Source organism: Sphingopyxis sp. GW821-FHT12C06 (genome assembly GCF_058807415.1).
Genome location: NZ_JBXAQR010000003.1, coordinates 665,468 through 688,209, shown reverse-complemented (window position 1 = coordinate 688,209; position 22,742 = coordinate 665,468). Strand labels below are relative to the sequence as shown.

Annotated in this window: 22 protein-coding genes and 1 tRNA gene; 15 read left to right on the top strand and 8 right to left on the bottom strand. The window is 63.3% G+C overall.

Features of this window, described 5'->3' with window-relative positions; translation table 11 throughout:
- The first annotated feature begins 86 nt into the window (after positions 1–86).
- The 5 genes from aroA (at position 87) to AC1RRJ_RS12175 (ending at position 5,171) form a co-directional block, all read left to right on the top strand.
- Positions 87–1,424 (top strand): 3-phosphoshikimate 1-carboxyvinyltransferase, encoded by a 1,338-nt coding sequence (gene aroA / locus AC1RRJ_RS12195; protein WP_493122988.1) that lies wholly within the window; start codon positions 87–89, stop codon positions 1,422–1,424.
- Positions 1,425–1,536: 112 nt separating this feature from the next.
- The gene (locus tag AC1RRJ_RS12190; protein WP_493122986.1) at positions 1,537–2,058 is read left to right on the top strand and encodes a hypothetical protein; all 522 of its coding nucleotides are present in this window, start codon (positions 1,537–1,539) and stop codon (positions 2,056–2,058) included.
- Positions 2,058–2,690 (top strand): (d)CMP kinase, encoded by a 633-nt coding sequence (locus AC1RRJ_RS12185; RefSeq protein ID WP_493122984.1) that lies wholly within the window; start codon positions 2,058–2,060, stop codon positions 2,688–2,690. Before AC1RRJ_RS12190 ends, AC1RRJ_RS12185 begins: the two co-directional genes overlap by 1 nt.
- 288 nt (positions 2,691–2,978) lie before the next feature.
- Positions 2,979–4,691, top strand: coding sequence for a 30S ribosomal protein S1 (gene rpsA / locus AC1RRJ_RS12180; RefSeq protein WP_493122982.1), 1,713 nt, complete (start codon positions 2,979–2,981; stop codon positions 4,689–4,691).
- Positions 4,692–4,892: 201 nt separating this feature from the next.
- The gene (locus tag AC1RRJ_RS12175; RefSeq protein ID WP_493122980.1) at positions 4,893–5,171 is read left to right on the top strand and encodes an integration host factor subunit beta; all 279 of its coding nucleotides are present in this window, start codon (positions 4,893–4,895) and stop codon (positions 5,169–5,171) included.
- Positions 5,172–5,283: 112 nt separating this feature from the next.
- Here the strand turns inward: AC1RRJ_RS12175 and AC1RRJ_RS12170 are convergent, their stop codons facing one another.
- A complete protein-coding gene (locus tag AC1RRJ_RS12170; protein WP_493122978.1) occupies positions 5,284–6,051 on the bottom strand; it encodes an ABC transporter permease in 768 nt (255 codons plus the stop codon).
- Entirely contained in the window at positions 6,048–7,004 is a 957-nt protein-coding gene (locus AC1RRJ_RS12165; protein ID WP_493122976.1) for an ABC transporter ATP-binding protein, read from the bottom strand. The genes AC1RRJ_RS12170 and AC1RRJ_RS12165 overlap by 4 nt, the downstream gene beginning before the upstream one ends.
- A 91-nt stretch (positions 7,005–7,095) precedes the next feature.
- Here AC1RRJ_RS12165 and AC1RRJ_RS12160 point away from each other — a divergent pair.
- The 7 genes from AC1RRJ_RS12160 (at position 7,096) to AC1RRJ_RS12130 (ending at position 14,231) form a co-directional block, all read left to right on the top strand.
- A tRNA-Leu gene (locus AC1RRJ_RS12160) sits at positions 7,096–7,181 on the top strand.
- 118 nt (positions 7,182–7,299) lie between these two features.
- Positions 7,300–8,772 carry an ABC transporter substrate-binding protein gene (locus AC1RRJ_RS12155; RefSeq protein WP_493122974.1) on the top strand — a complete coding sequence of 491 codons (1,473 nt, stop codon included), beginning with the start codon at positions 7,300–7,302 and terminating at the stop codon, positions 8,770–8,772.
- Between the two features lie 41 nt (positions 8,773–8,813).
- Positions 8,814–9,236, top strand: coding sequence for a DUF4112 domain-containing protein (locus tag AC1RRJ_RS12150; RefSeq protein WP_493122972.1), 423 nt, complete (start codon positions 8,814–8,816; stop codon positions 9,234–9,236).
- A 67-nt stretch (positions 9,237–9,303) separates the two neighbouring features.
- On the top strand, positions 9,304–11,424 hold the full coding sequence (locus AC1RRJ_RS12145) for a prolyl oligopeptidase family serine peptidase (protein ID WP_493122970.1): 2,121 nt from the start codon (positions 9,304–9,306) through the stop codon (positions 11,422–11,424).
- 131 nt (positions 11,425–11,555) lie between these two features.
- Positions 11,556–12,272, top strand: a complete 717-nt coding sequence (locus AC1RRJ_RS12140) for an HAD family hydrolase (RefSeq protein WP_493122968.1) — start codon at positions 11,556–11,558, stop codon at positions 12,270–12,272.
- A gap of 4 nt (positions 12,273–12,276) precedes the next feature.
- Entirely contained in the window at positions 12,277–13,431 is a 1,155-nt protein-coding gene (locus AC1RRJ_RS12135) for a CDP-glycerol glycerophosphotransferase family protein (protein WP_493122966.1), read from the top strand.
- Positions 13,428–14,231 carry an FkbM family methyltransferase gene (locus tag AC1RRJ_RS12130; protein WP_493122964.1) on the top strand — a complete coding sequence of 268 codons (804 nt, stop codon included), beginning with the start codon at positions 13,428–13,430 and terminating at the stop codon, positions 14,229–14,231. The genes AC1RRJ_RS12135 and AC1RRJ_RS12130 overlap by 4 nt, the downstream gene beginning before the upstream one ends.
- A gap of 87 nt (positions 14,232–14,318) precedes the next feature.
- Here the strand turns inward: AC1RRJ_RS12130 and AC1RRJ_RS12125 are convergent, their stop codons facing one another.
- The 5 genes from AC1RRJ_RS12125 to AC1RRJ_RS12105 form a co-directional block, all read right to left on the bottom strand.
- Positions 14,319–14,990, bottom strand: coding sequence for a hypothetical protein (locus AC1RRJ_RS12125; protein ID WP_493122962.1), 672 nt, complete (start codon positions 14,988–14,990; stop codon positions 14,319–14,321).
- A 96-nt stretch (positions 14,991–15,086) separates the two neighbouring features.
- Positions 15,087–16,820 (bottom strand): class I adenylate-forming enzyme family protein, encoded by a 1,734-nt coding sequence (locus AC1RRJ_RS12120; RefSeq protein WP_493122960.1) that lies wholly within the window; start codon positions 16,818–16,820, stop codon positions 15,087–15,089.
- Positions 16,821–17,137: 317 nt separating this feature from the next.
- Entirely contained in the window at positions 17,138–17,992 is an 855-nt protein-coding gene (locus AC1RRJ_RS12115) for a DMT family transporter (protein WP_493122958.1), read from the bottom strand.
- A gap of 62 nt (positions 17,993–18,054) precedes the next feature.
- Positions 18,055–18,195, bottom strand: a complete 141-nt coding sequence (locus AC1RRJ_RS12110; RefSeq protein WP_493122956.1) for a hypothetical protein — start codon at positions 18,193–18,195, stop codon at positions 18,055–18,057.
- 229 nt (positions 18,196–18,424) lie between these two features.
- Entirely contained in the window at positions 18,425–19,648 is a 1,224-nt protein-coding gene (locus tag AC1RRJ_RS12105) for an NADH:flavin oxidoreductase/NADH oxidase family protein (RefSeq protein WP_493122954.1), read from the bottom strand.
- Between the two features lie 75 nt (positions 19,649–19,723).
- Between AC1RRJ_RS12105 and AC1RRJ_RS12100 the strand changes: the two genes are divergently transcribed.
- Positions 19,724–20,146: a MerR family transcriptional regulator gene (locus AC1RRJ_RS12100; RefSeq protein WP_493122952.1), complete on the top strand. Its 423-nt coding sequence runs from the start codon at positions 19,724–19,726 to the stop codon at positions 20,144–20,146.
- A gap of 253 nt (positions 20,147–20,399) precedes the next feature.
- Entirely contained in the window at positions 20,400–21,215 is an 816-nt protein-coding gene (locus AC1RRJ_RS12095) for an APH(3')-I family aminoglycoside O-phosphotransferase (RefSeq protein WP_493122950.1), read from the top strand.
- A 172-nt stretch (positions 21,216–21,387) separates the two neighbouring features.
- Here AC1RRJ_RS12095 and AC1RRJ_RS12090 read toward each other — a convergent pair whose 3' ends face one another.
- Complete coding sequence (locus AC1RRJ_RS12090; protein ID WP_493122948.1) at positions 21,388–21,828, bottom strand: MarR family winged helix-turn-helix transcriptional regulator; 441 nt, start codon at positions 21,826–21,828, stop codon at positions 21,388–21,390.
- Between the two features lie 141 nt (positions 21,829–21,969).
- Between AC1RRJ_RS12090 and AC1RRJ_RS12085 the strand changes: the two genes are divergently transcribed.
- Positions 21,970–22,734, top strand: coding sequence for an alpha/beta fold hydrolase (locus AC1RRJ_RS12085; protein WP_493122946.1), 765 nt, complete (start codon positions 21,970–21,972; stop codon positions 22,732–22,734).
- Positions 22,735–22,742 lie beyond the last annotated feature (8 nt).

The window sequence follows — 22,742 nt, the reverse complement described above, 5'->3', positions numbered from 1 at the left end:
CGGAAGACGACGGTAGCTGTACAGCTTTCCGTCAAATCGGCGTGCGCCTTGCCAGATTGTAGCGGCGCTGTCAAAAGCCGCTCGCCATGACCCATAGCCCAGCCACCCCGCGCCGCTTTTCCGCCTCCACTCCGCTGAGGGGCAAGATCGCCATTCCCGGCGACAAAAGCATCTCGCATCGCGCGCTGATGCTCTCCGCGCTCGCGGTCGGCGAAAGCCGCGTCACCGGCCTGCTCGAAGGACATGACGTCCTCGCCACCGCCGCCGCGATGCGCGCGATGGGCGCGACGATCGAACGCAAGCACGATGGCGAATGGCGCATCCATGGGGTCGGGGTCGGCGGGCTGCTCCAGCCGCGCGAAGCGCTCGACATGGGCAACAGCGGCACCTCGACCCGCCTGCTCATGGGCCTCGTCGCTACCCACCCGATCACCACGACCTTCATCGGCGACGCCAGCCTGTCGGGCCGCCCGATGGGCCGCGTCATCGATCCGCTCAGCCAAATGGGCGCCGATATCAGCGCCTCGCCCGGTGGCCGCCTGCCGCTGATGGTGCGCGGCCTCGCGCCCGCCGTACCGCTTTCCTATCGCCTTCCTGTCGCCTCGGCGCAGGTGAAGAGCGCGATCCTGCTCGCGGGGCTCAACACCCCCGGCATCACCGAAGTCATCGAGCCCGTGCCGACCCGGGACCATAGCGAGCGCATGCTGCGCGGCTTCGGCGCCGAACTGACCGTCGACGTCGACACCGACGGCACGCGTCATATTCGCATTGTCGGCGAAGCCGAGTTGAAGCCGCAGACGATCACCGTCCCCGGCGACCCGTCGTCAGCCGCCTTCTTCATCGTCGCGGCACTGCTCGTCCCCGGCTCCGACGTCACCATCGCCAATGTCGGGCTCAACCCGACCCGCGCCGGACTGATCGACGTCTTGCAGCAGATGGGTGGAAACATCGAACTGCTCGACCCTCGTGAAGTCGGCGGCGAGCCCGTCGCGGACCTCCGCGTCCGTCACAGCGCTTTGAAGGGTATCGTGGTCGATCCTGCCGTCGTACCGAGCATGGTCGACGAATTCCCCATCCTGTTCGTCGCCGCGGCGCTCGCCGAAGGCCGCACCGTCACCACCGGCCTCGACGAACTGCGCGTCAAGGAAAGTGACCGCATCGCAGTGATGGCAACCGGCCTTGCAGCGATCGGCGCACGCGTTGAGGAGAGCGAAGACGGCCTGGTCATCGACGGCGCCGGTGGCGATCTGCTGCCCGGCGGAGCGACGATCGAGGGCCATCTCGATCACCGCATCTGCATGAGCTTCGCCATTGCCGGGCTCGTCAGCAAGGCGCCGGTGACGATCGACGATATCTCGCCGATTGCCACCAGCTTCCCGAATTTCGAAGCACTGCTCGCAGGCCTTCAGGGGGATCGTGGCTGAGGAGCGGCACCCCTTGCCGCCGACGTTGTGATCCTGATCATCGATTGCCAATTCCGGCTATGTGATCAATGCCCTGTCCGCTTGCCGAACATGCTGCACCGAGGAGTTCCAGATGACCAAACGCCTTCCCGCCACCCTGGTCGCCGCCGCGCTCCTTCTCGGGTTTTCGGGTGCCGCCCACGCCGCTGATCCCGCCTTCGATCGCGCCGACGCCAGCTTCTCGCGCTATCCGCTCAATCTGCCGGGCACCCCGCAGGCGGTCGGCCGACTGGTCAATGGCGACGTCTGCGACGACGACGGCATATCATGCGAATGGGAGGACGAAGTCGGCGTGCGCCACATTTTTGCCGGCGACACCCTCGCGATCAAACTGGTCGACGTCGCCACACTGGGCAATCGCGACATTGCGGCATTGGGTATCGGCGCCGCGCGTTCGCGTCCCGATGTTCTCGCGAAGGTCCGGGCCTTCCTTCCCGGAATCACCGTCGACTGCCTTGAGCCCGGCAAAGCCGGCGAAGGCGACGGCATCGCCTCGTGCAGTGGCGCGTTCGCAAACGACGCCTGGTTCAAACTCCTGTTCGGCCCCGACGACCGGCTGACCAGCGCGCGCATCGACGCGTTCCAGATCAACTGATGATCATCGCGGTCGACGGCCCGACGGCATCGGGCAAAGGCACCATCGCGCGGGCACTTGCCGTGCATTTCGGCCTGCCTGTGCTCGACACCGGGCTGCTCTATCGCGCGGTCGGCTATCAGACGCAGCTCAATCACGGCGACACCGATGATGCCGCCGACGCCCTCGCCGCTTGTGACTTTCCCGACAGCCTGCTCGATGACCCAGCGCTGCGCTACGAGACCACCGGCAGCCTCGCCAGCCGCGTTTCGATCCATCCAGCGGTGCGCGCCGCGCTGTTCCAGCGTCAGGTCGATTTCGCAAACCAGCCCGGCGGCGCGGTTCTCGACGGGCGCGACATCGGCACCGTCATCGCGCCGCACGCCGATGCCAAGCTGTTTGTAACGGCCAGCGCGGAGGAACGCGCGCGCCGCCGCCACGCCGAAATGCAGTCCCGCGGCGTCAATGTGACCTATGACGCCGTGCTCGCCGACATTCACGCCCGCGATGCCCGCGACACCGGCCGCGCCGACGCCCCGCTGCTGCGCGCCGATGATGCAATGCTGCTCGACAACACGAATCTGGATCAGGACGCGGCGATCGCCGCGGCGATCGCCTTCGTTACCGAACGCACCGCCAATACCGGCATATAGGGGCCCCTTCAGGCCACCCTTTTTTCTTTGCCCACAGGCGGCGATTGGACTATAGGCCGCCGCGTCCGACGGGTGTTTTCACCGGTTGAGGCATGGACAGACCGCCGCTCCGACCGAGCGCCGGGCGTGACGGGACGCACCCGTCGCGCGCTTTTTGCTTTACTCATGCCCGACCGCAAAGACGTTCGAAGGATGCCGCGCTCCGCATCCGGCGGGCTTGGCATATCGGCCACAAGACCAGCGGAACCAACCGCTTGGCCGGAACAAATGAAGTAAGGAACACACTCTATGGCCACTACGGCTTTCCCGACGCGCGACGATTTCGCCGCGATGCTCGATGAATCGCTCGGTGGTGCTGACGGCGGCTTTGAAGGCCGCGTCGTCAAGGGCACCGTCACCGCGATCGAAAACGACCTGGCAGTTATCGACATTGGTTTGAAGAGCGAAGGCCGCGTGCCGCTTCGCGAATTCGCCATGCCGGGCCAGAAGGCCGACATCAACGTCGGTGACGAAGTCGAAGTCTATGTCGACCGCGTCGAAAACGCCAATGGCGAAACCATGCTGTCCCGCGATCGCGCTCGCCGCGAAGCCGCCTGGGATCGCCTGGAAGAAGAATTCAACAAGGAAGCACGCGTCGAAGGCGTCATCTTCGGTCGCGTCAAGGGCGGCTTCACCGTCGACCTCGGCGGCGCCGTGGCGTTCCTTCCGGGTTCGCAGGTCGACATCCGCCCCGTGCGCGACGTTGGCCCGCTCATGGACCTGCCGCAGCCTTTCCAGATCCTGAAGATGGATCGTCGCCGCGGCAACATCGTCGTGTCGCGCCGCGCCATCCTCGAAGAAACGCGCGCCGAACAGCGCTCGGGCCTGATCCAGAACCTGGAAGAAGGTCAGATCATCGAAGGCGCCGTCAAGAACATCACCGACTATGGTGCGTTCGTTGACCTCGGCGGCATCGACGGCCTGCTCCATGTCACCGACATGAGCTACAAGCGCGTCAACCACCCGAGCGAAGTCATCAACATCGGTGACACCGTCCGCGTTCAGATCATCCGCATCAACCGCGACACGCAGCGCATCAGCCTCGGCATGAAGCAGCTCGAAAGCGATCCGTGGGAAGGCGTTGCCGCCAAGTATCCCGTCGGCGCGAAGCTGTCGGGCACCGTCACGAACATCACCGACTATGGTGCGTTCGTCGAACTGGAACCCGGCATCGAAGGCCTGGTCCACGTCAGCGAAATGTCGTGGGTCAAGAAGAACGTCCACCCCGGCAAGATCGTTTCGACCAGCCAGGAAGTCGACGTCATCGTCCTCGAAGTCGACAGCGACAAGCGCCGCATCTCGCTGGGCCTCAAGCAGGCTCAGTCGAACCCCTGGGGCGCATTTGCTGACCAGCATCCGGTCGGTTCGGTCGTCGAAGGCGAAGTCAAGAACGCAACCGAATTCGGTCTGTTCGTTGGCCTGCCGGGCGACGTCGACGGCATGGTTCACATGTCGGACATCGCTTGGGGCATCTCGGGCGAAGAAGCGCTGCACCTCCACCGCAAGGGCGAGGCCGTGCAGGTCGTCGTTCTCGACGTCGACGTCGAGAAGGAACGCATCAGCCTCGGCATCAAGCAGCTTGAAAAGGGTGCTCCGGCCGTTGGCGGCGGTACCGCTGCTGCTGGCTCGGTGAAGAAGAACGACGTCGTCACCGTCACCGTTCTCGAAGTCCGCGACAATGGCCTCGAAGTTCAGGCTGGCGACGATGGCGCCACCGGCTTCATCAAGCGCGCCGACCTTGGCCGCGACCGCGACGAACAGCGTGCTGAGCGTTACCAGGTCGGCCAGAAGTTCGATGCGATGGTCATCGGCTTCGACCGTTCGAAGAAGCCGAACTTCTCGGTCAAGGCGATGCAGATCGCCGAAGAGAAGCAGGCTGTCGCTCAGTACGGTTCGTCGGATTCGGGTGCGTCGCTTGGCGACATCCTCGGCGAAGCGCTGAAGGCGGGCAAGAAGGACTAATCCTTCCGCCTGACTAACACCTGATAAAGGCCCGCAGAGTGTCCCTCTGCGGGCCTTTTTCGTTGGGTGATATATTTTTGACCATACAATGAATCGTGATACTCTCGCTTCCGCGGTGGGAGGGGTCCTCACGCGAAAAAAGCCGGCATCGTCCGGATGGCTAGCATTTGCAGGATGCGCGCAAAAAAGCAGGGGAAGCATATGATCCGGTCGGAACTGGTTCAGAAGATCGCGAGTGAAAACAGCGATTTGCGCTTGGAAGAGGTCGAACGGATCGTCGACAGCTTCTTTGATTCCATCGTCGAGCAGCTCGCCGCTGGCGGACGCGTCGAATTGCGCGGTTTCGGGGCGTTTTCAACACGCAGCCGCGACTCGCGTACCGGCCGCAATCCGCGCACGGGGGCTCCGGTGGATGTGCAGGCGAAGGCCGTGCCCTATTTCAAGCCCGGCAAGGAAATGCGCGAGCGTCTGAACGACTGAATTTCGGCCTTCCGGGCCGTTCATGGTACCCCCGGCGAAACCCCGGGGACCAATCCCCCGCTCTCGGCCTGAAGCAAGACCGGGAGCGGGAGATCGCTGTTTTGCAGCCGCCTCAGTTCTTGAGCCGATACCCCGTCCGGAACATCCAGAAGATCACGCCCAGGCACAATGTCAGGAACAGCGCGACCGCGCCCATGCTGACGCCGATCCCGACATCACCCTCGCCAAAGAAGGTCCAGCGGAAACCGCTGATCAGATAGACGACGGGGTTGAACAAGGTCACCGTCCGCCACGCAGCCGGCAGCATGTCGAGCGAGTAGAAGGCGCCGCCCAAAAAGGTCAGCGGATAAACGACGAGCAGCGGAATCACCTGAAGCTGTTCAAAGCTCTGCGCCCATATGCCAATGATGAAGCCGAACAGGCAGAATGTTATCGCCATTAACATCATAAACCCCGCCATCCACAGCGGGTGCGCGACCTGGATATCGACGAACAGATGCGCGGTCGCGAAGATGATCGAACCGATAATCACCGATTTGGTCGCCGCGGCGCCGACATAGGCGATCAACAGCTCGAGCGGCGACATCGGCGCCGACAGCATCTCGTAAATCGTCCCCGTCCACTTCGGCATATAGATGCCGAAACTGGCGTTGCTGATGCTCTCAGTGAACATCGTTAACATCATCAGCCCGGGGACGATGAATGCGCCATAGGGCACGCTGCCGACCTCGGTCATCCGGCTTCCGATCGCCGATCCGAAGACGACAAAATAGAGCGCCGTCGTGATCACCGGCAGCATCAGGCTGGTCCAGAAGGTCCGACCAAAACGCGCCATTTCGAACAGATAGATAGCGCGAATCCCGCGGATATTGGAAATCATGCTGCCTGCTCCGCCCCATTTTGTTTTGGACTGGTTTCATGCACCAGCCCGACGAAAATATCCTCAAGCGAACTTTGCCTGGTGTGGAGATCCTTGAACCCGATACCGATGTCGCTCATCCGCCGCAGCAGCGACGGCACCCCCGTCGCCTCGGCCTGGCTGTCGAATTCATAGACCAGCTCATGCCCCTCCCCCGCCAGCTCCAGCTTCCAGTCGGCCAATTCGCCGGGCACCGTATCCAGCGGCTCGGCGAGGTTGAGCGTCAGCGTCTTGCGCCCCAGTTTCTTGATCAGCGCATTTTTCTCCTCGACCAGGATCAGCTGCCCCTTGCTAATCACCCCCACCCGGTCGGCCATCTCCTCGGCCTCCTCGATATAATGGGTGGTCAGGATGATAGTGACCCCGCGCTCGCGAAGGCCGCGCACCATATTCCACATGTCCCGGCGCAACTCGACGTCGACCCCTGCGGTCGGTTCGTCGAGGAACAGGATTTCGGGCTCATGGCTCAACGCCTTGGCGATCATCACGCGGCGCTTCATTCCGCCCGACAGTTCCATGATCTTCGAATCGCGCTTGTCCCACAGCGACAGGTCGCGCAGCAACTGCTCGATAAAGGCCGGGTTGCGCGGCTTTCCAAACAGCCCGCGCGAGAAGCTCACCGTCGCAATCACGGTTTCGAACGAATCAGTGTGCAATTCCTGCGGCACCAGCCCGATCATCGACCGCGCGGCGCGATAGTCGCGACTGTGGTCGTGCCCGGCGACGGTGACCGTGCCGCGGCTCGCCGTCACAATGCCGCAAACGATGCTGATCAGCGTCGTCTTGCCGGCGCCATTCGGCCCGAGCAGCGCGAAAATTTCGCCCTTCGCAATGTCGAGATCGACGGCGGAAAGCGCCTGATGGCCACTCTTGTAGGTTTTTCCGAGACCGGAAATGCTGAGGACTGTTTCCATGCCCGCCGGTCTAACCGACTGACGCGGCGCGGTGAAGCCCGCAAACACCGCTTGACCTCTTCGCGGTCATCCGCTTGACGGGCGTCGGTGCGCGGACGTGGCGGAACCGGTAGACGCAGCAGACTTAAAATCTGCTTTCCTTTGGAAGTCCGGGTTCGAGTCCCGGCGTCCGCACCACATTCCCCAATACGCTATCGTCCCTTCCGGTTTCGCCGCGGATGGTTATGATCGGCGTTCGCGACGCGGAGGACATAAGCGCATCATGACGACAAGAGGCAGATATGGGCGCACCGCCATGCGAATGGCGGTCGCAGCAGGCCTTGCACTGTCGGTCACAAGCTGCGGCCTGTTCGGCGCGCGCGGCCCGGTACATGTCGCGGCGATCGGCCCGCTAAGCGGCAGCGCAAACCCCTTGAACGGCGAATTGTCGGCCGCCAATGCCGCGCTGCTCGATGCGACGTCGCAGGGTCTTGTCGGTTATGACGGCGAGGGGCAGATCGACACGGGCCTTGCCGAACGCTGGACCGTCACTGCCGACGGGCGCAGCTATATTTTTCGTATCCGCGAGGCGAAATGGACCGACGGGCGCAAGGTAATGGCCGAAGAGGTCGCCGCGATCCTGCGATCCTATCTGGCCGACACCAGCCGCCATGTGCTGAAGGATGATTTTCCGGAGGTCGAGGCGATCCGCGCGATGACCGACACGGTCGTCGAAATTCGCCTGTCGGTGCCGCAGCCCGCCATGCTCGAACTGCTCGCCCAGCCGTCGATGGCGATCGTCGGCAAGGGGCGCGGCTGGGGCCCTATGCGCCCGCGCAGGATCGGCCGGGCCGCGCTGCTGTCGCCCGTCCCCGATCCGCTCGCCGAGGATCCGGAGGCTGCCGAAGCCGCGGCGAACGACCCGGCGGCATCGATCGAACTCGTCGGCACGGACGCAGCAAAGGCGCTCGCCCGTTTCAAAAACGGCTATGCCGACGGCGTGCTGGGCGGACGTTTTTCGACTTTGCCCTATTTCGCTGCCTCCAACATCGGGCGCAACCGGCTGGTCGTCGATCCCGCTCCCGGCCTTTTCGGACTGGCATTTGTTCGCGCCGAAGGCTTCCTCGCCACCGACACCAATCGCGACGCACTGGTCCGCGCGATCCGGCGCGAGCGACTGGTCGAGGCCTTTGGCCTGACCGAATGGCAGTCGCAGGTGACCTTGCGCCCTGCCCTTTTCACCCGCGAGGGCGGCCCTGCCCCGCTCCAGCCCGCCTGGGCCGATTATGACGAGGTATCACGGCAGACACAGGCGCGGCGCGTCGTCGATGCCTGGCGCCACGCGGGGCGCGAGATCGAACCGCTGCGCATCGCGGTTCCGGATTCGCCCGGTGGGCGCATATTATTCGCCTATGTCGCCGCCGACCTGTCAGCGATCGGGGTCTCCAGCATCCGCGTCGGCATGACGTCCTCCGCCGACCTCAAGCTGATCGACGAGGTGATGCCCAACGACGACCCCGTCTGGGCGCTGCGCCGCCTGTCGTGCCGGCGCGACACGCTGTGCAACCGCGACGCGCAAAATCTTATCGACCTCGCCAACCGCAATGTCGACGCCGGGCAGCGCGCGCAGCAGATCGGCGAAGCCGAAGCGATATTGGCGCGCTATGCGCCCTTCATCCCGCTCGCGACTCCACTCCGCTGGTCGGTCGCAGCCCAGCGGCTGACCGGCCTGCGCGCCAACCCCCGTGCCGTCCACCCATTGAATCGCGTGATCGCCGCACCCAATTAATTACCAAGCGTGCCCGTTGGCCCGCACCTGAAAGGACCCGAATGGCCCCTTCGTCCCCCAATCCCGAAGCCATTTTCGAAGCTCTGATCCCGAACCGCAATGATCCCGCCGCGCTGCGCAAGCGCGTCGAGATGCTGGAAATCATTCTCGAACGCAGTTTCATCGTCCCCGGCATCAACCGCCCGATCGGCCTCGACGCGATCGTCGGGCTTGTTCCCGTTGTCGGTGACCTGATCACCGCCGCGATGGGCGCCTATCTGATCTGGGAAGCCCGCAACCTGGGCATGCCGAAATGGAAAATCGTGCGAATGATGGGCAATCTGGGCATCGATACCGCGCTCGGCGCGATCCCGCTGGTCGGCGACGCGTTCGACTTTATGTTCCGGTCGAACACCCGCAATCTGAAAATCATCAAGAAGCATCTCGACAAGCATCACCCCGGAACGATCATCATCGACCAATAGGCTCCGGCTTCCCTTGGGGTGTCTAGCGATGCTAGCACAGCGCCACGACACCCCAATGGAGAATGACATGATCCGCGCCAGCCTTGCCGCGCTTGCCCTTAGCTGTTCGATCGCCGCCGTTGCCGTCGCTGCGCAGGACGACACAGATCCCTGGCTGTGGCTGGAAGATATCGAGGGCGCGAAGGCCCTCGACTGGGTGAAAAAGGAAAATGCCGCGGCCGACAAGCTGTTGCTGAACCGCCCCGGGTTCGAAGCCGACCGCAAGCGCGCGCGCGAAATCCTTGACGATGACCGGCAAATCGCAATGCCCGACGCGGTGATGGGCGACACCGTCACCAATGTCTGGCGCGACGGCGCCAACCCGCGCGGACTGTGGCGGCAAAGCCCGCTCGATGCCTGGCTTGCCGGCAAGCCCGTATGGACGACGCTGATCGACGTCGACGCGCTCGGCAAGGCCGAGAAGCAAAGCTGGGTCTGGCACGGCGCCGACTGCCTCGCCCCCGAATATACGCGCTGCCTTGTCTCGCTGAGCCCCGGCGGTACCGATTCGGATATCGTGCGCGAATGGGACCGCACCACGAAGCGCTTCGTGGAGGGCGGCTTCACGGTGCCGCAGGCGAAGAGCAGCGTGACATGGGAAAACGCCGACACGCTGCTGGTCGCGACCGATTATGGCGAAGGCAGCATGACCGCGTCGGGCTATCCGCGCATCGTCAAGCGCTGGAAGCGCGGCACGCCGCTGTCGGCCGCCGAAACAGTGGCCGAGGGAGAGGCCGAAGATGTCGGGATGAGCGTCTTTGCCGCGATGGACGGCGACACACGCTGGCCGGTGATCAGCCGCGCCAAGACCTTCTACACCACCGACTATAAAATCCCGAACATCGATCGCTCGCGCTACATCAGCACGATCATCCCCGACACCGCCGACTTCCGCGACGTGCTGGGCGGACAGGCGATCATCTTTCTCAACAAGGATTATGCCGGCATAGGTGCAGGCTCGCTGGTCTCGCTGTCGCTCGCCGACATGTCGGCCGACCGCAAGGTCGCGATCGTCAAGGTGATGGAACCGACCAGAGCGCAGGCAATCGAGAGTGTCTCGGCGAGCGATAATGTCTTGTGGGTGAAGGCGCTCGACGATGTCGAGGGCAAGCTGTTCGCGCTGCGCCGCGACCCTGCGACCGGGACATGGAGCCGCAAGGAAGTCCCGCTCGCCGCCAACGCGACGGTCGAGATCGCCGCGACGGTCGGCAAGCGCGACCTCGTCCTCGCAACTGCCGAGACGATGCTCACTCCGCCGACGCTCTATGCCGTCGGCGAAAGTGGAGCACCACACAGCGTCCAGAGCCTGCCCGCAACCTTCGACGCCAAGGATATGCGTGTCGAAAAACGCTTCGCGACGTCGAAGGACGGCACGCGAGTCCCCTATTTCCTCGTCCGCAAGAAAGGCAGCACGGGCCCCGTCCCCGCGCTCGTCCACGCCTATGGCGGCTTCCGCGCCGCGCAAACCCCGGGCTATCTCACCGGTCAGCCCTATCGCGCCGGGCCGCTCGGCCTGTTCTGGGTCGAGGACGGCAACGCCTATGTCCTCGCAGGCATCCGCGGCGGCGGCGAATATGGCCCCGGCTGGCATCAGGCGGCACTGCGCGAGAAGCGTCAGAACAGCTTCGACGACCTTCATGCGGTCGCCGAAGATCTGGTCAAGACCGGTGTGAGCACCAGGGGCAAGATCGCGATTTCGGGCCGCTCGAACGGCGGCGTTCTCGTCGGCGCGGCGATGACGCAGCGCCCCGATCTTTATGGCGCGGTGATCTCGGGATCGCCGCTCAAGGACATGCGCCGCTATAACAAGATGCTCGCGGGCGCATCGTGGGTCGCCGAATATGGCGACCCCGACAATCCCGCCGACTGGGCGTTCATGTCGAAATATTCGCCCTATCAGAATGTCCGCAAGGGCGTGAAATATCCGCCGATCTTCCTTTATCTGTCGACCAAGGACGATCGCGTCCACCCCGGCCACGCGCGCAAATTTGCCGCGCGGCTGAAGGAATATGGCAACAGCGTCTATTATCACGAATATCTGGAGGGCGGTCATTCGGTCGGCGCCGACCATGCCGAGGATGCGGTGCGTGCCGCGATGCTTCACGGCTTTCTCCAGCGCGAACTGGTCGAAAAACCGCAGCCGAAATGACCTTCGTCGCCGCGCGCCCATCAATGACCTAGCGGCGACGGCGAAAAAGACATAATCGTGCGGCCGCGGCAGACATGCCGCGGTCACCGGGCGCCGCGATGGAAGATATGACGATGGATCAGGGGCAAAGAATGACGGATGCGTTCGCACCCGCCGCCGCGCCGCGTCCCATTGCGCTGTCAGTGTTCGATCTCGACCGCACGCTGACGATCCTGCCGACCTATACGCCCTTCCTGCTGTTCGCGGCGCGCACCCGCGCGCCGTGGCGGCTGCTGCTCGCACCGCTGCTGATCCCCGCCGCGCTGCTCTATGCGCTGAAGCTCATCCCGCGCCGGACGATGAAGCCGCTGATGCACCGGCTGATGATCGGCGGTGCGCTGCCGAAGGCCGATGCACAGGCGCTCGCCGACCGCTTTGCCGACCGCTTGCTCGAAAACGGCCTCTATGCCGAAGGCCGCGCGCTGATCGCCGCCGAACGCGCCGCCGGGCGCCGCATCATTCTCGCGACCGCCGCGCCGCATTTCTATGCCGCGACGATCGCCGAGCGGCTCGGGATCGACGATGTCGTCGCGACCGCGTCGAGCTGGCGCGATGGCGTGCTACTCCCCGAACTCGGCGGCACCAACTGCTATGGCGCCGACAAGCTGCGCATGCTGCGCGCCTTCATGGACAGCGCCGGGATCGACCGCGCCGCCGCGCATATCCGCTTTTATTCCGACCATGCCTCCGACCTGCCCCTCTTCGAATTTTCCGACGAGGCTTTTGCGGTCAATCCGTCGTCCAAATTGCGCGCCATCGCAGCGGCGCGCGGCTGGTCGCTCCTCGACTGGGACAAGGACGCCCGCTGACACCATGCACATCGGTTTTCTCTTCAACCATCATGGCGGGCATCAGGTCGCGCATGCGCTGCCGATCGCGTTCCAGTTGCGGCGGCTGGCGCCCGATGCGCGGGTCAGCATCTTCACCGCCGAAGGGACCGAGGCCGAGGTGCGCCGCCTCGCCGCGACCTTCGATGGCCCCGCGCCCGACGTCATCCGCCTCCAGCCAGCATCGGGTCTGGCGCGCGCGATCCACCGCGCGACCGGGCGAGCGATCCCCGCCGACACCATCTCGTCGCTCGGGCGCAATCTCGACCTGTTTCGCGATCTCGACGCGCTTGTTGTGCCCGAGAAGACCTCGCTGATGCTGAAGACGCGCTTCGGTCTGAAATCGCTGAAGATCGTCCACACCCGCCACGGCGCCGGTGACCGCGCGATCGGCTTCGACAAGGCGAGCGGCCAGTTCGACCTTGTCCTGCTGTCGGGCGAGAAGATCCGCGACCGGCTCGCCGAGGCGGGGCTCCTCAACCCCGGCGGCTACGCGATCACCGGCTATCCCAAGTTCGATGTGACCGCGCGCAAGGAGCCGCCGCGCCTGTTCGACAATGACCGACCGACGGTCGTTTATAATCCGCACCCCTCGCCGGCGCTGTCGTCCTGGTATCGCATGGGGCCGCAAATTCTTGACTGGTTTGCCGCCAGCGACCGCTACAACCTGATCTTCGCGCCGCACGTCATGCTGTTCGCCAAGCGGGTGACCGCGTCGCTGTCGCCCTTCGCGCTCGGCTGGAACAAGCCCCCCCGCCCCGATCAATATCCGCAGGATCATATGCTGATCGACATCGGCAGCCCTGCCAGCCTCGACATGACCTACACCGACGCCGCAGACATTTATCTCGGTGACGCGAGCAGCCAGGTGTATGAATTCATCCGCCGCCCGCGGCCGTGCATCTTCCTCAACCCGCATCATCTGGCGTGGCAGGGCAACCGCGACTTCACCCATTGGAGCGCGGGGCCGGTGGTCGAGACGATGGACGAACTCGCCGCCGAACTCGCCGAACCGCCGCTGCTGTCCGACGCGCTGCGCGAACGGCAGGAACAACTCGTCAACTATAGCTTCGATCTCGATAGCCGCCCCTCATCCGAGCGCGCGGCACAGGCAATCCTCGAATATCTGGACCGCAAATGACCGTCATGCCCCACAGCCCGCCCGCGCCGTCGCCTCTCGCCGCCTTCCTCGATTACGGGATCAAGAAGACGCTGCACAAATGGTCGGCGCGCCTCGCCTCCTCCTTTCACCAGTCCAGCGAGAAGGACGTCGTGACATCGCGCTATGGCGTGAAGATGCGCGCCAACTGGCCCGACCGCACCTTCCAATATTGCCGCTATGCAACCTATGGCCGCGTGCTGTCGGACTATCTGGCGGTGCAGGATATTCCGTTCGCCTTCGCCGATATCGGCGCCAATCAGGGGCTTTACAGCCTGCTCGCGGCGAAGAACCCGCATTGCGCCTCGGCTATCGCCTTTGAACCCGTCGCGGCGACCTTTGCGCTGCTCAGCGATAATATCGCACTCAACGACCTCACAGCGAAGATCCAGCCGGTCCACGCTGCGGTCTCGCTGCAATCGGGCACCGCCAGGATCGCGACCGACGCCGCGCACAGCGGTACCGCCAGCCTGCGCGATGCGGGGACGACCGGCAGCGCGGGCACCGAGGAAATCCGCATCCTCGGCATCGCCGATGTCGACATGCTGCTCGCCGGCACGCTCCCGCTGGTCATCAAGATCGATGTCGAGGGGCATGAGGAAACCGTCGTCGAAGCGCTCGTCGCCTCGGCGCACCTCGGCCGCATCGCCGCGATCTTCTATGAAATCGACAGTCGCTGGACCGACGCCGCCGCGATCGAGGCGCATTTGCGCGCCGCGGGATTCACCCGCTTCGCGCGCTTCGGCTTCGGCCGCCATTATGATGTGCTGGCGGAGCGCTAATCGGTTCGTTTTCCGAAAGAGATACGGGCTGCGCGGCGCTGTGATCGATGTTCGCCGGCGTTCGCCACGATCCGCAAATATCGGATGTCAGACAGCTCCTTCCCCCAGCATATAATCTGCCACGCTATATGAGTGGCTGGCCTGATAGGCGTTCCTGCCGCGGTTCATGTGGGTCAGGTTGAATCTCCGAACAGCGCGCAGCGCGCGAGGGGCCGTGAGGAAGGCGCGGATGGACGCGGAGCCTCGTATTTTGATGATGAAGATGTCCGGACCGCTCGGGAACGAATAGCTCAAGTCCCCGGATGCCCCCACGCTCTGCTCGAGAAACGCCTGGTCGATCGCCTCCTGCATGAGTAGTCCGCCGGTGGTGAAATCCGAAAGGTGAACAATGAACCGTGCGCGGAGATCGTCTCCGTCAGCGTAGAGAGTGAACAGCTCCATCCAGCTCGCGTTGACGCGGACCAATGGCTTGTCCGAGGTAGATGGCAGGCAGGAAACCGACCAGTAAGTGCGCTCCATCGCGCGAGGCATGGGAATACAGGTCTGGCCGTACAGCTCGAGAATCCCGAATAGCTCGGGCGCTTGCGGTCGACGAAAAAGCTTCTGGAAGCGGAGCGCATACTTCATCCGCTGCTCTATCGAATCCTGCCGCTCCTCCGCGTCGGGTAATTCCGCCCTCCCCGCCAGCCAGTCCTCCTGCTGCTCGAGATCGAGAAACTGACGCAGCCCCTTGGCGGTCGGGCTAGCCTTCCTGTTCATGCACCAAGAATGCGGGACACGCGCCCAATCATCAATAGCGTCCGCGATTTCCACGCCATTGCGCGAGTGCGCGCTGCCCCGACCTGCGCACCTCGCTCACCTGTCAGCGAAGAGAGCCTTGAGGTCCTTCTTCAATATCTTGCCATTGGCGTTGCGCGGCAATGTTTCGGCGACGAAGCGGATCGCGACGGGCACTTTGAAGGCGGCCAGCCGCGCGCGAACCCAATCCTGCAGTTCGGCCCCGGTCGCCGACATACCGGGCGCGAGATGGACGACGGCGGCGGGTTCCTCGCCGAGCGTGCGATGCGCTAAGCCGATGATCGCGCAGTCCGTCACCGCGGGATGTTCATAGAGGACATTCTCGACCTCCGACGAGTAGATATTCTCGCCGCCGCGCAGCAGCATATCCTTTGCGCGGTCGACGATATAGACGAACCCTTCGTCGTCGAGGCGCGCAAGATCGCCGGTGCGTACCCAACCGTCAACAAAGGTTTCCGCGGTCGCCTCGGGCTTGTTCCAATAGCCTTTCACGATCATCGGCCCCCGCGCCCATAGCTCGCCGACGGAACCGGCAGGAAGCAATGTCACTCCGTCGTCGGCGCGAATTTCAAGATCGGCCACCGCGACCGGCGGCCCGGCGCTCGTCGGCCGGTTCAGATAATCCTCCGACGAGTGATTTGTCACCGTCGCCATCGTTTCGGTCATCCCCCAACCATTGGCCGGCAACGCGCCGAACTCCTCATAGATGCGCTTCACCAGTTCGGGCGCCGACGGCGCGCCGCCATAGGCGATCGCCTCAAGCGACGAGAGGTCATAGCTCGCGCGGTCGGGATGCTCGATCAACTGCCAGGCGATTGTCGGTACACCGCCGGTAATATTGACCTTTTCGCGCTCGATGATTTCCATCGCCTGCACCGGATCCCATTTGCGCATGAAGATCGTCGTATGTCCCGCCGCCATACCGCCCATCAGGCTCGCCGAGCAGGCAGTGACATGGAACATAGGAATGACCGTGAGCACGGTGAGCTGGCGGGGCCCGGGCGGCGTTTCGCCGCGACGCAGAAAGCTGCGCGCGCCCGAATAGCTGCCCGAGAGGATATTGGTGACGAGGTTACGGTGGGTACCGAGCGCGCCCTTTGGATGGCCTGTCGTGCCGCTGGTGTAGAAGATCGTCGCATCGTCGTCGCTATCGAGATCGACGGCAGGCCGGTTGACCGCGGGCAAACGGGACCAGTCTTCCGGGCGGCCGACGATGGTTTCGAGCGCGGTCGCACCGGGAGGCGTTTCGTTCGCCCGCGCGACGATCAGCCGTTCGACGGCGAGCAGTGCGCCGAGATGTTCCGCGATCCGCTCGTGGCGCTCGGCATCGACGACAAGAACCTTCGCACCCGAATCCCTGACCCCGTAGGCAAGCTCGCCGCCAGTCCACCACGCATTGAGCGGTACCGCGATAGCGCCGATCGAAGTGATCGCGAAGAAGATCATCGGCCATTCAGGGAGATTCCGCATGGCAAGGGCAACGCGGTCGCCCTTGGCAACACCCATATCCTGCAGCGCGCGGGCGAACACGGCGACCGCGCGCCAGTTCGCCTCGAAGCTGACCCGCTCGTCGTCCAATATCGTGAATGGCCGCTCGCCATGCGCGCGTGAAATATCAAGCAACGCACCCAGGTCATGCGGCGCATGTTTCCAGACCCGCGTCGGAATGTCACCAATCGCCACCATCTCCATCTCGAACGGCGCCCCCGGCGCAGTGAGCGCGGCGGTCGCCTCGGCAAGCGACATTTTGGGCCACTCGGGATCGAGCGGCACCACGGGTTCGCTGGTCATATCATTCGCCACAGGGCACTCTCTCCATTATGTTGCGCCGGCAGCTTTGTTGCCGCCCAGCCGGGTTACCGCGCAGGATCAATGGCGCGGCGGAAAAAGGCAAGCGAGAGTAAGCGGTCCCAAGCGAGGCCGGGGCGGACATCGGCGGACCCGGACCCGGGCATGCGTTGTGGGCAGCCTGTCGGTGCGATCCGAATTCCTGCCGCCTCGGCGCCAGCTTGGCCGGTTGCGGTCAGGCAGCTTTTGGCAGCACAAAGTGTAATGCCGACGTCCGACCGCTGGGGGGCCCGCTCACGCGAGCCGCGCGCCCTGCAAGGTCAGTCGCCCTTCTCGCGAAAGACGACAAGCAGCCCAACGACGACCAGAGCCAGGCCCGCGATCGCGTGAAGGGACATCGGGTTCCCCAGTATAAACCAGTCCATTGCCGCGGTTACGCCGGGCACCAGATAGAAGAGGCTCGTCACATTCACGAGGTTGCCACGGGCGATGAGCCGGTAGAGAAGGAATGTCGCACCAACAGAAATGACCAGCCCCAGCCACAGAACGGGCAGAACGAACCCGGGCTCCCACGACGCGTGGAGCGGCCCGAACGGCGCTATGGCGCCCGCGAACGCCAATCCGACCATATATTGCATGGGAAGCACGACCCACGGCGCTTGATCCTCGCCTTTCTGAAGGATCGATCCGACCGTAATTCCGACGAGCGACAGGCCCGCGAAGAGAAGGCCCAGCGCGTCGAAGCGTGCAGCAACCAGTCCGTCCCGGACCACGAACATCAGCCCTCCCAGAGCGCAGGCCAGTCCGAACAGCCTTGCCCAGCCAGCCCGCCTTTCGGTCAGCAGAAGAGTGGCGATCGGCTGCACCCCGAGAAGCGTGGCAAGCGCGCCGGGCGTCAGCCCGTTATCGAGCGCGAGAAGATAGCAGGCCGAATAGAGTCCTGCGATCGAGAGGCCGACCAGAAAAACGCGCTTCCGACTTTCGCGTGAAGGCAAGAGCGCGCCGCTCCACGCCGCAAGAGCCGCCAAGGCTGCCAATGCAACAGCATAACGGGCAATCAGAAGAGCAAAGGGCGAACCATATTGAAGTCCGATTTTGGAGACAATCGCGCCGCTGCTCCAAAGGAGCACGAACGCGGTTGTCGGCACAAGTGCCGACGCATGACGAATGAACATGAAAAATCACCTGAAGAATTGTGACGCCTGCGCACACAGCACAGGTTCGCTCGGCCGACGGATTAGCCGGCGTTGATTGTGACGGGTGCGGGCGGCGCCCCGGCAAGCCCGACGAACTTCATCACATCAGGTGGTGAAATGGAGAAAGATGCGGACGCCAACGACCCTGCAAGGTGGTGGTCAAAAATGTCGAACATCAGCATAACCCCGATTTACAAGCTCGTCTCCGTCAATTCAAGGGTCGAAACCGATTGGCGACCCGGCCACCAAATCAAGTTGTCCCGTCTCACGGAGAAGCGGCCGGACTATTGACGTGTCGCTTTTGACCGGGTGGAGACGGGCAATCCGGATCAGAATTTGCAGGCCTGTCTCGCGGGGAAAATCCGCGCGCCGCGCTAGCTCCGAGAACACAACGGGCACGCAGTTATTGGGCTACACTCCCATCCAGCGCCGATATTTCCGCGTGCGTGCCGACGCCTTCAATTGCGAGATGAGCAGGGCTTTTAGCGGCGACACCGTCAGCACAACCGGAAGACCGCGGCTCAGGCGGCGGAGCTGATACTTGACCAGTGCCATGCCAGCGAGTGACGCAAGCGGCTTGCTCTTCCAGTTTATCGGCGGAAGCTCCGGACGCGGATCAAGACCCATCTTCCAGAGCGCCGGCAGGTCAGGACGGATGGCCAGCGCCGTGCCGATCCCGGCCATCGCCACCCTACCGTCCAGTATCTGCTGGACTACGCCCCACCGGCGGATGCCACCCGTGACCATCACCGGCATTTTTGCAGTTGCCGCGATAACTTCGGCAAACTCGAGAAAATAGGCTTCGCGGGCGAGCGTCCGGCCATCGCGCGCGCTACCCTGCATCGCAGGTGCCTCATAACTGCCTCCCGACAACTCGACGAGGTCGACATCAAGATCATTCAGCATGGCAACGACCTGCCTCGCGTCTTCCGCATCGAAGCCGCCGCGCTGGAAGTCCGCCGAATTCAGCTTGATCGCCACCGAAAAACCCGGCGATACGGCAGCGCGCACTGCCTTGATCGTTTCAACCACAATCCGCGCGCGGTTTTCGAGCGAGCCGCCCCAGACATCATTCCGGTGGTTGATCAGCGGCGAGAGGAACTGGCTCAGCAGATAGCCGTGCGCGGCGTGGATCTGAACACCAGCGAATCCTGCCTTTTCGGCGATCGCGGACGCTCGCGCGAAACGCTCGATCACTTCGCCTATCTCGGCTTCGGTCATCGCCCGCGGGGTCGGGAACATCTTCGAATGTTTGCCGAGATCGAGCGGCACCGCCGACGGCGCCCAGGTTTCCTGGCCCATATTCTTCATGACCTGGCGGCCGGGATGATTGAGCTGGAGCCACATCTGCGCGCCCCTCGCCTGCCCCGTCCGGGCCCATTTCTCAAAGATCGCAAGGTTGCGCTCATCCTCCAGCACGACACCGCCGGGGCCCGTCATCGCGCGACGATCGATCATCACATTGCCTGTGAGGATCAGCCCCGCCCCGCCGTCCGCCCACGCTCTATACAGGTTCAGAAGGTCGGCGGACGGCGCATGAACGTCGTCGGCCATATTTTCCTCCATCGCAGCCTTGGCGATGCGGTTCGGAACGATGCTGCCATTAGGCAGGGTGAGCGGATCGAAAGGGGTCATTTGGGTATCCGGCAATTGACATCGCGATTCGTTTAACGTTAAAGTTAAGTTTAAGGTCAACAGAAAACCGGAGCCATGTTGAAGATCGGCGAACTGGCGCGCGATACGGGACTGGCACCGTCCAAAATCCGCTTTTACGAAGCCGAGGGGCTGATCGGGGCGGTGGACCGGACGCCCGGCGGCTATCGCCAATATTCAAATCGCACGAAGCAGATTCTCGAGCTCATCGTCCTCGGACAACAAGCAGGCTTCTCGCTCGGTGAGATCCGCGCCCTGCTACCACAAGTTCGAAAATCCGAGGTGGGCCACGAAAAACTGCTGGCCGGCCTGCGCAAGAAACTGACCGAGGTAGAAGCCTTGCAACGGAAACTCGTCGAGACGCATGCCGGTCTCATGCTGGTCATCGAACGGATCGAGAAAACACCGCCGGGCAGCGATTGTTTCGAGAATGCAGAAGGTGTGCTCGAGGATCTCCGAAGCACGGCGAAATTGGGCTAGCTATTGATGGCCGTTTGGAACCGGCGGCTTTTGGTCGAGGTTGAGAACGCGACGTTCCTCACGATCGAGGAAACGGGCCACAGGACCGGATATATACATGTCCGCGAAGGCGCGAACGATGTCTTGGGCGAGGCATGCGGCTACATTGCCCTCTTAGCAGTCGAAGGAGAGCCGGAAGGCAGAGGCGCCGCGCAGCCTTTCCCAGACGCCTGCCGCGCGCCATAGTCCGTGCCCGGCTGCCATGGGGGTCATTGTGATTAATACGGATCGGGAAGTAATTTGTGCGGTCGCGCTGGTGCCCGCCGGCATGTCGGCCGAGCTGACCGGCTATGAATGGGCGCAGGACACCGTCGGCGAATCCGGTGCTGCCGTTTACCGGCTCCATGGCGCGACCGATGCACCTGAGCTGTTCCTGAAACACGGCAGAGATGCCGTCGCCAGGGATGTGGCCGACGAAATGACAAGACTGAAATGGCTATCGACGCACGTGCCCGTGCCGGATGTCAGGCATTTCGTTCATACACCCGGCGAGGCTTGGCTGCTGATGTCGGCCATGCCTGGACAAACGGCTTATCAGATGATGGAAGCGGAGCCCGCCGCCCATCTTGCCGTGGTGGACGCACTGGCCGCATTCCTGCGCCGCCTGCACGCAATCCCGGTGAACCTGTGCCCCTACAACAGCGATCATGCCTACCGGCTGGCCCTGGCTCGCGAGCGGATCGACGCGGGTTTGGTCGAGGTCGAGGATTTTGATGACGAGCGGCGAGGCTGGACGACCGAACAGGTCTGGGAAGCGATGCAGACCCTGCTGCCTTTTGCGCCCGATCCCGTCGTAACGCATGGCGATTTCTCGCTCGACAATCTCTTCATTCACGCAGGCAAGGTGACTGGTTGCATCGATGTTGGGCGCGCCGGCATCGCTGACCGTTATCAGGACCTCGCCCTAGCATGGAATTGCCTGGGCGAGTTCGGTCCTTCGCTGCAGGCGAGATTCATGCAGCAATATGGCATCGCGGACATGGATCGCTGCAAGCTGCAATTTCACCTAATGCTGGACGAACTTTTCTGAAGGAACAGCGGCCGTTTTCGGGACTGGCCAGCCTCCCGAATGGTCAAGACTGGCCGGGAGCGGACTGGCCAACGCGTAGTAGTTGAACAAGCGCGATTCATCGCAGGCAGTTCAAAAGCGATCTGTTTCTCGAAGCATTAGCTTTGCGTGATGTCGCATCTTGCGGTGCGCCCTATTCGGTCAATGCTGCCCGCAGTCGCTGCACCTGTTCATTTAAGGCGATCATTTCAGGCGCGCTTAGCTTCGAATTGGCAAGCAACGCATCGGTAAGGCAACCGGCCTCTTCGTAGAGCGCCTTGCCCTTGCCAGTGAGGTGCACATGGACCTGTCGCTCGTCGACGGTATTGCGCCGCCGATCGACGAAACCCGCCGCCTCGAGCCGCTTGACCAGCGGCGTAATCGTGCTGGGTTCGAGGCTAAGCCGCTCGGCGATCGCGCCGATCGTCGGCCCATCGCGCTCCCACAGGGTGCTGAGCACCAAATATTGCGGATAGGTGATTCCGAGCGAATCGAGCATCGGTTTATAGAGTCGGTTGATCGCGAGCGTCGTCGAGTAGAGCGAAAAACACAGCTGCGCATCGAGCGGAAGCGGTGCGCCATCGGGTCCGGGCATAAAAACATTCCTTCCAAATCAATGTCATATCGAAATATTATTTATCGCGATAACATTTATCTTTGACAACACTGGAAGTCGAGTCCTAAAAGAATTTATCGCGATAAATGTTATCGCGAAATAATTCTAAGGAGATGCACGATGACCAAGAAAATTCTCGCCGCCGCTGCCGCCTCGCTCGCCCTGGCCGCCGCGCCCTCGATTTCCGCCAGGCAGGCTGAACCCGTCAAATCGATCGTCCTCGTCCATGGAGGTTTCGTCGACGGCTCGGGATGGGCCGACGTCTACAAGCTGCTGAGCAAGGATGGTTACAAGGTCACGGTCGTCCAGAATCCGACCAACTCGCTCGCCGAAGATGTCGCGGTGACCAAGCGCGCGATCGCCGCCGCCGAAGGCAAAGTCATCCTTGTAGGCCACAGCTATGGCGGCGTGGTCGTGTCCGAAGCCGGCACCGATCCGAAGGTTGCAGGCGTCGTCTACATCGCCGCCTTCGCCCCCGACAAAGGGGAATCGGTCGGCTCGCTGATCGCCAATCCGGTACCCGGCGCACCGGTCCCGCCGATCCTGCCGCCGGTCGATGGCTATCTCTTCCTCGACCGCGCCAAGTTCGCCTCAGCCTTTGCGGCGGACGTCGACCCCGGCCTCGCCGCCTTCATGGCCGCGTCGCAGCGCCCTTGGGGCGTCAACGCCCTCGCCGGCGCGGTCACCGCCCCGGCGTGGCGCGAGAAGAAGAGCTGGTACCTCGTTGCCAGCGACGACAGGATGATCCCGCCGCCCGCACAGCGCCACATGGCCGCCCGCGCCGGATCGACGGTCCGCGAAGTCGCCGCCAGCCACTCCCTCTATGTCTCGCAGCCCGCCGCGGTCGCCAGCATCATCGAGGAAGCCGCCAAGGGCGCCGAATAGGCCGCTGC